The sequence below is a fragment of the Streptomyces longisporoflavus genome (genome assembly GCF_014649775.1).
GTDB lineage: Bacteria > Actinomycetota > Actinomycetes > Streptomycetales > Streptomycetaceae > Streptomyces > Streptomyces longisporoflavus.
Genome location: NZ_BMTR01000009.1, coordinates 123,231 through 135,929, shown reverse-complemented (window position 1 = coordinate 135,929; position 12,699 = coordinate 123,231). Strand labels below are relative to the sequence as shown.

Annotated in this window: 11 protein-coding genes; 7 read left to right on the top strand and 4 right to left on the bottom strand. The window is 69.6% G+C overall.

The features are described from left to right. Nucleotides 1–368 precede the first annotated feature (368 nt). From IE226_RS19740 to IE226_RS19720, 5 genes are all read left to right on the top strand, one after another. Complete coding sequence (locus tag IE226_RS19740; protein ID WP_190082610.1) at nucleotides 369–1,997, top strand: ATP-binding protein; 1,629 nt, start codon at nucleotides 369–371, stop codon at nucleotides 1,995–1,997. Beyond that, nucleotides 1,994–2,401: a roadblock/LC7 domain-containing protein gene (locus tag IE226_RS19735; protein WP_190082609.1), complete on the top strand. Its 408-nt coding sequence runs from the start codon at nucleotides 1,994–1,996 to the stop codon at nucleotides 2,399–2,401. Before IE226_RS19740 ends, IE226_RS19735 begins: the two co-directional genes overlap by 4 nt. Then, the gene (locus IE226_RS19730) at nucleotides 2,398–2,787 is read left to right on the top strand and encodes a DUF742 domain-containing protein (RefSeq protein WP_190082608.1); all 390 of its coding nucleotides are present in this window, start codon (nucleotides 2,398–2,400) and stop codon (nucleotides 2,785–2,787) included. The genes IE226_RS19735 and IE226_RS19730 overlap by 4 nt, the downstream gene beginning before the upstream one ends. After that, entirely contained in the window at nucleotides 2,768–3,382 is a 615-nt protein-coding gene (locus IE226_RS19725; protein ID WP_190082607.1) for a GTP-binding protein, read from the top strand. The genes IE226_RS19730 and IE226_RS19725 overlap by 20 nt, the downstream gene beginning before the upstream one ends. A gap of 66 nt (nucleotides 3,383–3,448) precedes the next feature. Continuing rightward, complete coding sequence (locus IE226_RS19720; protein ID WP_190082606.1) at nucleotides 3,449–4,939, top strand: cytochrome P450; 1,491 nt, start codon at nucleotides 3,449–3,451, stop codon at nucleotides 4,937–4,939. On the opposite strand, the gene IE226_RS19715 is transcribed toward IE226_RS19720, so the two are convergent. The 4 genes from IE226_RS19715 to IE226_RS19700 all read right to left on the bottom strand — a co-directional run bounded on the left by IE226_RS19715 (nucleotide 4,933) and on the right by IE226_RS19700 (nucleotide 8,512). Further along, nucleotides 4,933–5,904, bottom strand: coding sequence for an RluA family pseudouridine synthase (locus IE226_RS19715; protein WP_190082605.1), 972 nt, complete (start codon nucleotides 5,902–5,904; stop codon nucleotides 4,933–4,935). The genes IE226_RS19720 and IE226_RS19715 overlap by 7 nt on opposite strands. A 66-nt stretch (nucleotides 5,905–5,970) precedes the next feature. Next, nucleotides 5,971–6,567, bottom strand: a complete 597-nt coding sequence (locus tag IE226_RS19710) for a GNAT family N-acetyltransferase (protein WP_190082604.1) — start codon at nucleotides 6,565–6,567, stop codon at nucleotides 5,971–5,973. A gap of 144 nt (nucleotides 6,568–6,711) precedes the next feature. Continuing rightward, nucleotides 6,712–7,554: a siderophore-interacting protein gene (locus IE226_RS19705; protein ID WP_190082603.1), complete on the bottom strand. Its 843-nt coding sequence runs from the start codon at nucleotides 7,552–7,554 to the stop codon at nucleotides 6,712–6,714. Nucleotides 7,555–7,606: 52 nt separating this feature from the next. Continuing rightward, on the bottom strand, nucleotides 7,607–8,512 hold the full coding sequence (locus IE226_RS19700; RefSeq protein ID WP_190082797.1) for a 5'-3' exonuclease: 906 nt from the start codon (nucleotides 8,510–8,512) through the stop codon (nucleotides 7,607–7,609). Between the two features lie 265 nt (nucleotides 8,513–8,777). Here IE226_RS19700 and IE226_RS19695 point away from each other — a divergent pair, with 265 nt between their 5' ends. Next, nucleotides 8,778–9,935: a quaternary amine ABC transporter ATP-binding protein gene (locus IE226_RS19695; RefSeq protein WP_190082602.1), complete on the top strand. Its 1,158-nt coding sequence runs from the start codon at nucleotides 8,778–8,780 to the stop codon at nucleotides 9,933–9,935. Continuing rightward, nucleotides 9,928–12,540 carry an ABC transporter permease/substrate binding protein gene (locus IE226_RS19690; RefSeq protein ID WP_190082601.1) on the top strand — a complete coding sequence of 871 codons (2,613 nt, stop codon included), beginning with the start codon at nucleotides 9,928–9,930 and terminating at the stop codon, nucleotides 12,538–12,540. Before IE226_RS19695 ends, IE226_RS19690 begins: the two co-directional genes overlap by 8 nt. The last annotated feature ends 159 nt before the right edge of the window (nucleotides 12,541–12,699 follow it).

Here is a 12,699-nt window from a genome sequence, read left to right as displayed (position 1 = left end):
CGGGAAGAAGGGCGGGCTCAGGGGTTTCGACCCCCTGAGCCCGCCCTTTTTCGTATCCAATTACGCCTGTTCGACGCCATCACTCCATGTGTTCGATTGATCGCCCGGCGTGCAAATGGGGCCGAGTGTATGCCCGCCGGTGCGGCCGATGCAGAGGGTTGCTGAATGTGACTCGGCGCTGATTCCGGCGCACTAAGCTCGCCCGGAGCGCGGCGAGTTGCAACGAGTTGCGCTGTATTCGCGCGCTTGTTCCCAGATTATTCGAATAGTTCGCATACGTCGACAGCTCGCAACAACCCCTAAAATCCCCCGATTTCACGGAATCAATCCCCCCATCCTCCCCCAAGACGAGTGTTCAGAGGGCATACATGGTGAGTGTTCAATCGCCTCCCGGTGGCCGAGAAATCCCTTACGCACGTGTGCTGTTGCTGCCCGCCATGCTGATGGCGGCGGCGACCGGAGCCGCCGTCGCGGCGGTGGCGGAACCCGCCCGCGTCGCGGTGGCCTGCTGCGGCGCGATCGCGACCCTCGTGGTCGTCGCGGTGGGTGCCGAGGTGGTGCGCCGCGGCCGGGCCATGCGGGAGCTGCGCGCGCAGTACGCGCAACGGCTCGCCTACCTGGATCGGCGTATCGCGTCCCACGACGACGAGACAATCCGCCTGGGCAGGGAGATCATCCCCGAGGCCGTCTACCGGCTCCGGTCGGGCGAAGCGCCCTCGGAAGTGATCCGTCACCTCGTCGACGGCGACGAGTCCTTCGCCGAACTCCCCGACTCACAGCGCCAGATGCTCCGCTACGTCCTGGAAACCCTGGACACCGGAGAGGCGATGCGTGAGTCCTCGCAGCGCGCCTTCGTCAACATCGCCCGCCGCGTCCAGACCATCGTCCACCAGCAGTCCGCGGAGCTGCGCGAGATGGAGGAGTTCCACGGCCGCAACCCCGAGGTCTTCGACGACCTGCTCCGCATCGACCACGGCACCGCCCTGATCGGCCGCCTCGCCGACTCGATCACCGTCCTCGGCGGCGCCCGCCCCGGACGCCAATGGCCCAAACCCGTACCGCTGTTCAGCGTGCTGCGCGGCGCCATGTCCCGGATCCTGGAGTACCAGCGCGTCGACCTGCACTCGATCGCCAAGGTCGCCATCCGCGGCACGTCCGTGGAACCGCTCATCCACGCCTGCGCCGAACTGCTCGACAACGCCACGCGTTACTCGCCGCCGCAGACCCGCGTGCACGTCACCGCCGTCGAGGTGCAGACGGGCATCGCCGTCGAGATCGAGGACGGCGGCGTCAGTCTCAGCGAGGAGGCGCGGGCACGGGCGGAGCGGATGCTCGCGCAGGCGCAGGCCGGCATCGACCTGAACGACCTCGGCGAAACCCCCCGTCTGGGCATGGCCGTCGTGGGCCGGCTCTCGCAGATGTACAACCTGCAGGTCTCGCTGCGGCAGTCCGCGTACGGCGGCGTCCGCGCGGTGCTCATCGTCCCGCACGAGATGATCACCACCGGACCCGCACCCGGCCTCGCGCACGGCATCGGCGCGTCCGCGGTGCCCCGGGTGAACGCCGAGGGCGTGCCCATCGAGGAGCCCCACGGCATCCGGCGCAAGAAGCCCCGCGTGATGACGGCGGGGCCGCCCCTCCCCAAGCCGCTCACCTCGGCCATGGAGGACGACATCCCCGAGGTCACCGAATGGACGTCGAACGGTCTGCCGCAGCGCCGCAGCCGGGTCCGCACCTCGCTGGCCGAGCGCATCGCCCAGGAGGCCGAGGACGCGAAGTACGCCGCGCAGCGCGCCCAGTACGCGCCGCAGGCGAAGGCACCGGTCGCTCCCGAACCGGTGAAGAAGGAGGAGAAGGAGCCCGGTTTGTGGATCGAGGCCTTCATGAAGGGCGTCAACGGCGACGACACCGCGGCCGATGACCCGTTGTTCCCCAAGGGACACAGCGGAAACGACCACGGCAGTGCCGACAACGCCGACGAGGGAGGCTGCAAATGATCCAGCAGCGGGCCAATTTCGACTGGATGCTCAAGGAACTCGCCGACGGGGTGCCGCAGACCCGGCAGATCGTCGTGCTCTCCGCGGACGGCCTGCGCATCGCGCGCTACGGCGGAGACCCCGACGGAGCCGACCGGGTCGCCGCGGCCTGCGCGGGACTCCAGTCCCTGGCCGCCGCGGTCGCCACCGAGATCCCCGGCAGCGGTGGCGGGATGCGCATGGTGATCATCGAGGTCGACGGCGGCTACTTCTATCTGATGGCCGCGGGAGCCGGCGCCTACCTCGCCGTGCTCGCCGACGAAACCGTCGACGCGGGCCTCATCGGCAACCGCATGCGGGACCTCGTGGTGCGGATCGGCGCCCATCTGACGAGCCCGCCACGGCGAGACGGGCAGGTCGTATGAGTCCTCCGGAAGGCGAGAACCCCTCCCACCGAGACGACCCTCCCCAACGGGAACGGCGCACCCCGGAGAATCCCGAGCGGCTGTACATCCTGACCGGTGAGGACACGGAGCGTGCGCCCCTCGACCTCGTCACGCTGATCGTCGCGCACGGCGAGGCACCGCCGACGGCCGAGCCGGAGCACGCCGACGTCCTGCGGCTCTGCGGTGCGCCGCTGTCCGTCGCCGAGATCTCCGCGTATCTCGCGCTGCCGTTCAGCGTGGTGACCATCCTGCTGACGAAGATGCTCGGGGCCGACCTGGTACAGGCCCGGGCGCCGATCGTCCGCTCCACGCTCCCCGACCGTTCCCTTCTCGAAGCGGTGATGCATGGACTTCAAAAGCTCTGACACGATCACCGGGCCCAGCCAGGAAGAGGCCCTGCCGCACACGGCCACGGCCGCCGTGAAGATCGTGATCGTGGGCGGCTTCGGGGTCGGCAAGACGACGATGGTCGGCTCGGTCAGCGAGATCCGTCCGCTGACCACCGAAGAGACCATGACCCAGGCGGGCATCGGCGTCGACGACAACTACGGCTCCGAGAGCAAGACGGCCACCACCGTCGCCATGGACTTCGGCCGGATCAGCCTCTCCGAGGAACTGGTGCTCTACCTGTTCGGCACCCCCGGCCAGGAGCGCTTCTGGTTCCTGTGGAACGGCCTCTTCGAAGGTGCGCTCGGCGCGGTCGTACTGATCGACACACGCCGTCTCGAAGTCAGCTTCGACGTGATCGGCCGACTCGAGGAGCGCGGTGTGCCCTTCGTCGTCGCCGTGAACGACTTCCCCGACGCGCCCCACCACTCGATGGACACGCTGCGCCGCGCCCTCGACCTGGACGAGGTCGTGCCGATGGTCAAATGCGATGCCAGGCAGCGCGCGTCGAGCCGGGACACCCTGCTGACCCTCATGCGCTACCTGCACTCCCTGACCGTGGCCCGCGTCTGACGCCTCACCTCATCCGCGACCCCGGAAACTCCCCGGAATCTCTTTCGCAACCCCGGAGCGACGAACGTGACGACCCCTCCCCCCTCCCACTCCGGCACGGACGACCCGGCCGTGCCGCCGCCCGGCTGCCCCGCGCACGGCCTCGGCCCCGGCGGCCCGCGCCGTCTCTACGGGCCCGAGGCGGACACCGACCTCGCGGGCGTGTACGAGAAGATGCGCGCCGACCACGGCGCGGTGGCCCCGGCCCTGCTCCACAACGACGTACCCATCTGGGCGGTCCTCGGCCACAGCGAGAACCTCCACATGGTGCGCACCCCCTCGCAGTACACCCGCGACGCGCGCCAATGGCGGGCCGTCCAGGACGGCAGCATGGGCGCCGACCACCCGCTCGCCCCCGTCGTCACCTGGCAGCCCATGGCCAGTTTCGTGGAGGGCGACGAGCACAAGCGGCTGCGTGGCGCGGTGACCGGCGCCATGGCGGGCCTCGACCACCGCGGCATCCGGCGCTACATCAACCGCTACAGCAACCTCCTGCTCAACGACCTCTGCCAGGTCGGCAAGGCCGACCTGGTGAGCGACTTCGCCGAGCATCTGCCGATGATGGTGATGTGCCATGTCATCGGCATGCCCGAGGAGTACAACGAGCGGATGGTGCAGGCCGCCCGCGACATGCTCCGCGGCACCGAGACCGCCATCGCCAGCAACGCGTACATCATGGACGCGCTGATGCGCCTGGTGGCGCGGCGCCGGGCGAAGGCCGAGGAGGACTTCACCAGCAACCTCATCGCGCAGCCGGAGCAGCTCACCGACACCGAGGTCGGCGCGCACCTGCGGCTCGTGCTCATCGCCGCGTACGAGGCGACGGCCAACCTGATCGCGAACGCCCTGCGCATGGTCCTCACCGACCCGCGCTTCCGCGCCCAGCTCAGCGGCGGCCAGATGACGGTCCCGGAGGCGATCGAGCAGTCCCTGTGGGACGAGCCGCCCTTCAGCGCCATGGTCGGCTACTTCGCCAAGCAGGACACGCAGCTCGGCGGCCAGGAGATCAAGGCGGGCGACGGTCTGATCTTCGGTATCGCGCCGGGCAACGTGGACCCCGTCGTACGTCCGGACCTCGCCGCCAACATGCAGGGCAACCGCTCCCATCTGGCCTTCGGCGGCGGACCGCACGAGTGCCCGGGGCAGGACATCGGCCGCGCCATCGCCGACACCGGCGTCGACGCGCTGCTCATGCGCTTCCCGGACGTGGAACTCGCCGTGGACGAGAGCGAGTTGAGGTGGAATTCGTCGATCCTCTCCCGGCACCTGGTGTCGCTTCCCGTGCACTTCGCGCCGCGGCCGCCGCAGGACGTGATGGCGCGGCCGATGGCGCGGGTGCCCAGTGCGCGGGACGACTGGCAGGTGTCCTCGCCGGCGCCGCGGCCCGCGACGCCCGCGACACCCAAGGCGGCGGCGCCCGCCGGGCCGCCGCCCGTGCCGGAGTCCGCGCCGGTGGCGGCGCCCGTGCCGCGGCAGGGTGCGTGGCGGCGTCTCGTCACCTGGTGGCGGGGTTACTGACCGCCCGCCGCGTCCGGTGACGGGCCCGCCCAGGAGTCGTACGAGGTCCAGGCGTCAAGATCGCGGGTGCTGACGAAGCGGTGCTCGGCGCCCGTGACCGGGTCGGTGAACTCCATGACGCGGGACAGGAGTTGCAGGGGCCGCCGGAAGTCGTCCGGCGGCACCGGGCCCGTCACCCGCGGATAGAGCGGATCGCCGAGGATCGGCAGGCCCAGGGCGTTCATGTGCACCCGAAGCTGGTGGGTGCGGCCGGTGTGCGGGGTGAGCCGGTAGTGCGCCAACCCGCCGCTGTGCGCGAGGAGTTCGACGTGGCTCTCGCTGTTGGGCTCGGCGCCGGGGACTTCGTACGCGGCGATGACGCCGCGCTCCTTGACGATGTGGCTGCGCACGGTGCGGGGGAGTCCGGCCGCGGGATCGTGGGCGGCCACGGCCTCGTACTCCTTGCGTACCCGCCGCTCACCGAACAGCGTCTGGTACGCGCCGCGTTCGGCGGGCCGCACGGTGAAGAGGACCAGGCCCGCGGTGAGCCGGTCCAGGCGGTGCGCGGCGCCGAGCGCGGGGAGGTCGAGGTCCCTGCGGAGCCGGGCCAGCGCGGTCTCGGTGACATGGCTGCCGCGGGGTGTGGTCGCCAGGAAGTGCGGTTTGTCGGCGACGACGATGTGCTCGTCGCGGTAGACCACGTCGATGCCGAAGGGCACCGGGACCTCGTCCGGCAGATCCCGGTGGAACCACACGAAGGCGCCGGGCACGTACGGCGCGTCCGGCGTCACGGGGAGCCCGTCCGCGCCGACGAAGAGACCGTCCCGCAGCATCGCGTCGATCACCCCCGGCCCCGGCTTGAGCCGCTCGGCGAGATGATCCCGTACGGTCGCCCACGCCCCGTCGGCCGGCAGCTTGACCCGAACGGGGTCGACGCCGCGGCGCTGCGGCAGGGGAGCGGGCGGGATGCGGGGCTTACGGGTCACAACCGGCAAGGGTACGGGGCCCGGCGTGGCGGGGGCGCCTTGCCGTACTTCCCGGGTTCTGCCAGGTCAGGGACCCGTCGGCGCGTCGCCCCGGATGCGGGCGTGCAGATGTACGTCGTGCCAGCCGTCCGCGTGCAGCAGCGCGCTGCGCTTGACGCCCTCCGGGGCGAAGCCCGTTTTGAGCGCGACGCGGCAGGAGGCCTCGTTGGCCGTCGAGTGGGTGAGTTCGAGGCGGTGCAGGCCGACTTCGGTGAACGCCCAGTCGCTCAGGGCCGTGAGGGCGCGCGGGGCGATGCCCCGGCCGCGGGCCGCCGGCATGGTCCAGTAGGCGACTTCGGCCTGGCCGTCGGCGAGCACGACGAGGCGCAGCGCGATCCGGCCCACCACCGCGTTCGTGCTGGCGTCGGCGATGGCCCAGAACGCGTCGCGCTCCTCGGACCAGGCCTTGCCCCAGTCCTCGATCCAGCCGAGGGCCTCGTCGACGGAGTCGGCCACGCGGGCGTGCCAGCGCTGCATCGCCGGGTCCTGGAACGCCTCGTACACGGCGGGGGCGTCGGCCGCCTGCCAGGGGCGGATGAGGAGCCCTCCGGGTACGGGGATGCGGGGTTGGTCTCTACGGGCGAGGGCACCCGGCGGCACGATGTCCGAGATCTTGGAGGGCATCCCGGCATGGTGCCAGCGGGCGGCGGTCGGGGACACCGGATTTGGGTCCGACGGACCCGCGAGCCGGTGGAGGCCGAGCGCGCAGTTCCCCGCGCCCCTTCCGGGGCTGTCCTCAACCGGGGGCGCGCCGTCACATCCGCACACTCAAGCCGAGGGCGCCGACTCCTGTTCCGCCTCCACCTGCGCGTTCCAGTCGCGCTTGGACGCCTGCCAGCCGTCCTCGTTGTGGCCGAGGCGCCAGTAGCCGGAGACCGAGAGGCGCTCGCGGGGGATCTGGCGGTCCATGCGGAGGTAGCGGCGCAGTTCCTTCACGAAGCCGGCCTCGCCGTGCACGAACGCCTGGACGTCGCCCGCGGGGAAGTCCAGGGCGCGCACGGCCTCGACGAGTGCCTCGCCGACGGGGCGCTGCCCGCGGTGCAGCCACACGATCTGGGCGGCCGAGTCGATCTTCTGCTCCTCGTCGGCGTCGGCGACCTCCACGAACGCGTACGCCGTGGCGCCGGCGGGCAGCGCTTCGAGGGAGGCGGCGATGGCGGGCAGCGCGCTCTCGTCACCGGCGATCAGGTGCCAGTCGGCGTCGGCGTCGGGCGCGTAACCGCCGCCGGGGCCGAGGAAGTGGATGGTGGCGCCCGGCTCGACGTTCTTGGCCCAGGGGCCCGCCAGGCCCTCGTCGCCGTGGACGACGAAGTCGATGGCGAGCTCGCGGGAGCGTGGATCCCAGGAGCGCACCGTGTACGTACGCGTCACGGGCCACTGCTCGCGGGGGAACTCCTCGCGGATGCGCTGGATGTCGAAGGGCTCGGGGTACGTCACGCCCTCGGCGCCGAAGAGCAGTTTCACGTAGTGGTCGGTGGAGTCGCCCGCCGTGAATTCGGCGAGACCCTCGCCGCCCAGGGTCACGCGCTGCATGTGCGGGGTGAGGCGCTCGGTGCGCACCACCTGAGCGACGTGGGCCTTCGGTGCCTTGCGTGCCGGACGTTCTGCCATGGCGGCGTCCTCCCCTGATCAAATGTTGCTTAGGCTTACCTAAGCTAACACCTCAGCCCTGGAGAGTCGTGAGCAGCCGCTTCAGCGCCCCGCCGAGGTTCCAGCGCGCGGCGAGCTCGTCCAGGGCCGCGGGGTCGCGGGGCTCGGCGGGCAGCGCGAGGTCCACGTCCGGCAGCGGCACGTCGCCCGCGACGCGGACCACCTTCGGCGCGACGGCCACATAGGCGCGGGACTCGTCGAGCCGCTTGCGCTGGGAGGGCGTCAGCTTGCTCGCCGGGTCGTCCACGGCGGCCATGATTCCGGCCAGGTCTCCGTACGCGTCGAGGAGCTTGGCCGCCGTCTTCTCGCCGATGCCGGGCACGCCGGGCAGGCCGTCGCTCGGGTCGCCGCGCAGCAGGGCCAGGTCGACATAGCCGGAGCCGTCCACTCCGTACTTCTCGCGGAGCCAGGCCTCGTCGGTGAGCTGGGGGGAGCCGACGCCCTTGATGGGGTAGAGGACGCGGATGCCGCGCTCGTCGTCGACCAGCTGATAGAGGTCGCGGTCGCCGGTGACGATGTCGACCGGGCCCGAGGCACGGCCGGCGTACGTACCGATCACGTCGTCCGCCTCGTACGACTCCACGCCCACGCGGGCGATGCCGAGCGCGTCGAGCACGTCCTCGATGATCGGGACCTGGGGCGCGAGCGTGTCCGGGGTCTCCTCGGCGTCCGGGCCCTGCTCGACCTCCTCGGCGACGCGATGCGCTTTGTACGAGGGGATCAGCTCGACCCGCCAGTGCGGGCGCCAGTCCGCGTCCATGCAGGCGACCAGATCGTCCGGGCGGTGGTCCTGGACGAGCCGGGCGATGAAGTCGAGCAGACCGCGCACCGCGTTGACCGGTGTGCCGTCCGGCGCCTTCACCGAATCGGGGACCCCGAAATAGGCCCGGTAGTACAGGGACGCCGTGTCGAGCAGCATGAGCCGTCGCGTTTGCTGAGTCACCTTCGCATCATGCCGCACGGCACTGACACAGCCGATGGCAGATAGTCGACAGAAGTGAATGAAATGTGAACTGGGCCACTCTTCCGTTTGTTCTGTGTAAGTCGGGGCAGGCGCCGAGCCGGAGCGCCTTCGGTCGAGATTTCAACTATTTCACCGGCCACGTAAGCGGGCGGAACCCGCGTCGCTCCACGGCCCGCCGGCGGGGGAGGCGGGCCGTCTTGGTTCAACCCGAGAGGTGTATGTGTCCAGGCTGCAAGCCGAACACCTGTACAAGGTATTCGGCAGACGACCCGCTGACGCGGTGGAGAAACTCCGCCACGGAACCGACCGAGAGGAGCTGCGCGCCGAAGGCACCACTGCCGCGGTGATCGACGCCTCCTTCACGGTCGAGCCGGGCCAGATCTTCGTCGTGATGGGTCTCTCCGGATCCGGCAAGTCCACGTTGCTGCGCATGCTCAACGGTCTGTCGGAGCCGACGGCCGGACAGGTGCTGTTCGACGGTCAGGACCTGACCGGACTGAGCGCCCGTGAGCTGCGCGAGGTGCGCTCCAAGAAGATCAGCATGGTCTTCCAGCACTTCGCGCTCTTCCCCCACCGCAGCGTCCTGGAGAACGCCGGTTACGGCCTCGAGGTGCAGGGCGTGCCGCGCGCCGAGCGCGAGGAGCGCGCCACGGTCGCGCTCGAACTCGCCGGGCTCAAGGGCTGGGAGAAGTCCTGGCCCGACGAGCTCTCCGGCGGCATGCAGCAGCGCGTGGGCCTGGCCCGCGCACTGGCCACCGACGCGGACCTGCTCCTGATGGACGAGTCGTTCAGCGCGCTCGACCCGCTGATCCGCCGCGACATGCAGGACCAGCTCCTCGAACTCCAGAAGCGGCTGAAGAAGACCATCGTCTTCATCACCCACGACCTGAACGAGGCCATGCGCCTTGGCGACCAGATCGCCGTCATGCGCGACGGCGAGATCGTCCAGATCGGCAACGCCGAGGACATCCTCGTCACCCCGGCCAACGACTACGTCGCCGCGTTCACGCAGGACGTCGACCGCTCCCGGGTCCTCACCGCGGGCGCGATCATGGCCGAGCCCGAGACCGTGTTCGGCACCAGGACGGCCGGGGGCAAGGAGCTGCTGACCGCACAGGACGTGCTGGCCGCCGCCCCCGCCACGGTCAAGGCGGAAACGCCGATCATCGAGCTGTTCACCCCGTGCTCCACCAGTGACGCGGCCGTCGCCGTGACCGACGACGACGGCAAGCTCGTCGGCGTGGTGCCGCGGGCACGGCTGCTCGCCGTGCTCGGCGAGCCGATGTCAGGTGAGAACGAGCCGCAGGACGCCGTCCCGCTCGACAAGACGCAGGAGAACGGCGAGCAGGCCGTGGGCAAGGTGGTCAGCGGTGCCTAGGATTCCCTTCGGCGAGTGGGTCAACGACGGCGTCGACTGGCTGCTCAGCCACATGGCCTGGTTGTTCGACTTCTTCCAGACCGTCTTCCAGGGCGCGTACGACGGCATATCCGACCTGCTCCAGGCGCCCGAGCCGCTGCTCCTCGCGGGCATCTTCGCGGTCATCGCCTTCTGGCTGCGCGGTGTGGTCGCCGGTGTCCTGACCTTCGCGGGCTTCGCGTTCATCGTCTCGCTGGAACTGTGGGACCACGCGATGATGACGCTGTCCCTGGTGCTCGTCTCGACGATCATCGCGCTGATCATCTCGGTGCCCGTGGGCATCTGGGCGGCGCGGTCGAGCACGGTCAGCGGCATCGTCCGCCCGGTGCTCGACTTCATGCAGACGCTGCCGGCGATGATCTACCTCATCCCCGCCATCCTCTTCTTCGGGATGGGCGCCCCCGCGGGCATCGTCGCCACCCTGATCTTCGCCCTGGCACCCGGCGTCCGCATGACGGAGCTGGGCATCCGCCAGGTCGACAAGGAACTGGTCGAGGCCGCGGACGCGTTCGGCACCACGCCGCGCAACATCCTGCTGCGCGTCCAGCTGCCCCTCGCGCTCCCCACGATCATGGCCGGCGTCAACCAGGTCATCATGCTGGGCCTGTCCATGGCCGCCATCGCGGGCATGGTCGGCACCGAGGGCCTGGGCGCCGACGTCAACGAGGCCATCGGCCAGCTGAACGTGGGCCTCGGCTCCGAGGCCGGCGTCGCGATCGTCATCCTGGCGATCTACCTGGACCGCATGACCAGCTCGCTCGGCACGCAGGTCTCCCCGCTCGGCCGTCGCGCCGTCGCGAAGCTGCGCGCCGCGCACGGTCTGAACATCTGGACCTACCGTCCGCAGGCCTCGGTCGCGGTCGTCGGTGTCGTCGTCCTCGCGCTCGTCGCGGGCGGCATGGGCGTCTTCGGCGGCTCGAAGACCGAGGACACCGCCGCGGACGCGAAGAACGTCGGCCAGGGCAAGGAAATCAACATCGGCTACATCCCCTGGGACGAGGGCGTGGCCTCCACCTTCCTCTGGAAGGAGATCCTGGAGCAGCGTGGCTTCAAGCCGCAGACCAAGCAGCTCGAGGCCGGCCCGCTGTACACCTCGCTCTCGCAGGGCAGCATCGACTTCCAGACCGACTCCTGGCTGCCGACGACGCACGCCTCGTACTGGAAGAAGTACGGCAAGGAGCTCGAGGACATGGGCTCGTGGTTCGGCCCGACCTCGCTCGAACTCTCCGTGCCCTCGTACGTGAAGGGTGTCGACTCGCTCGAGGACCTCAAGGGCAAGAGCGGCAAGTTCAAGGGCAAGATCGTCGGCATCGAGCCGAGCGCCGGCATGATGGGCCTGCTCAAGGACAAGGTCCTCAAGGAGTACGGCCTCGACAAGGAGTACAAGGTCGTCGACGGCTCCACGCCCGCGATGCTGGCCGAGCTCAAGCGCGCGTACGCCAAGAAGGAACCGATCGTCACCACCCTGTGGTCGCCGCACTGGGCGTACAGCGACTTCAAGCTGAAGAAGCTCGAGGACCCGAAGGGCTCCTGGGGCAAGGGCGACGGCGTGCACAGCCTCGCGCGCAAGGGCTTCTCCAAGGAGAACCCGCAGGTCGCCAAGTGGCTCAAGGACTTCAAGATGAGCGAGAAGCAGCTCACGAGTCTTGAGGCGGAGATCAACAAGGCGGGCAAGGGCAAGCAGCAGGAAGCCGTCCGTGCCTGGCTGAAGAAGAACCCGGGTGTCGTCAACAAGCTGGCGCCGCTCCCGAAGAACACGACCCCCGCCGAGGCGAAGCGTCCGCTGAACGCCGCGTACTTCGCGTGGGACGAGAACATCGCCGTCACGAATCTCTGGAAGCGTGTCCTGGAGAAGCGCGGCTACAAGATGAAGCTGACGCCCTCGGACGTCGGCCCGGTCTACACCGCTCTCTCGCAGGGCGACCTCGACCTGGATCTCGACGCGTGGCTGCCCACGGCCCAGAAGCAGTACTGGGAGAAGAACAAGGCGAACCTCAAGGACCTGGGCTCGTGGTACAGCCCGACGTCCCTGGAGATCGCCGTCCCCTCGTACGTCAAGGGCGTCGACTCGCTCGCGGACCTCAAGGGCAAGGGCGACAAGTTCAAGGGCAAGATCATCGGCATCGAGCCCGGCACGGGCGTGATGACGGCCCTGAAGAACAAGGTCCTGCCGGGCTACGGCCTGGACAAGGAGTACAAGATCGTCTCCGGTTCGACGCCGGCGATGCTGTCCGAGCTGAAGTCGGCGTACGCCAAGAAGGAGCCGGTCGCGGTCCTGCTCTGGTCGCCGCACTGGGCGTACAACGAGTACGAGCTCACCAAGCTGAAGGACCCCAAGGTCGCCTTCGGCAAGGGCGACACCATCCGCACGATCTCCAGCAAGGAGTTCCCGAAGCAGTACCCGCAGCTCACGAAGTGGCTCAAGAACTTCAAGATGAGCGAGCAGGAGCTGGCCAGCCTGGAGAACGAGATCAACAAGGCGGGCAAGGGCAATGAGCCCAAGGCCGTCGACACGTGGCTGGAGAAGAACCCGGGCTTCGAGCAGAAGATGACTCCGCAGTCATAGCTGCGTAGTCATAGCTCCGCAGTCATAACCGCGCAGTCCCGGCTGTTCGTCGCTGGATCACCCCGAGGGGTGGGCCTCGCCCTTGTGGCGAAGCCCACCCCTCGCGGCGTTCCCCGGAGCACCCCCGCTCCCTAGGCTGGGCAGCCTCCCCGCTGCTCG

Excerpts from the sequence above, each read along its gene's own strand:
- IE226_RS19740 (WP_190082610.1), top strand. The coding sequence starts at position 369 with ATGGTGAGTGTTCAATCGCCTCCCGGTGGCCGAGAAATCCCTTACGCA.
- IE226_RS19725 (WP_190082607.1), top strand. The coding sequence starts at position 2,768 with ATGGACTTCAAAAGCTCTGACACGATCACCGGGCCCAGCCAGGAAGAG.
- IE226_RS19700 (WP_190082797.1), bottom strand. The coding sequence starts at position 8,512 with ATGCTGCTCGACACGGCGTCCCTGTACTACCGGGCCTATTTCGGGGTC.
- IE226_RS19735 (WP_190082609.1), top strand. The coding sequence starts at position 1,994 with ATGATCCAGCAGCGGGCCAATTTCGACTGGATGCTCAAGGAACTCGCC.
- IE226_RS19710 (WP_190082604.1), bottom strand. The coding sequence starts at position 6,567 with ATGCCCTCCAAGATCTCGGACATCGTGCCGCCGGGTGCCCTCGCCCGT.
- IE226_RS19730 (WP_190082608.1), top strand. The coding sequence starts at position 2,398 with ATGAGTCCTCCGGAAGGCGAGAACCCCTCCCACCGAGACGACCCTCCC.
- IE226_RS19705 (WP_190082603.1), bottom strand. The coding sequence starts at position 7,554 with ATGGCAGAACGTCCGGCACGCAAGGCACCGAAGGCCCACGTCGCTCAG.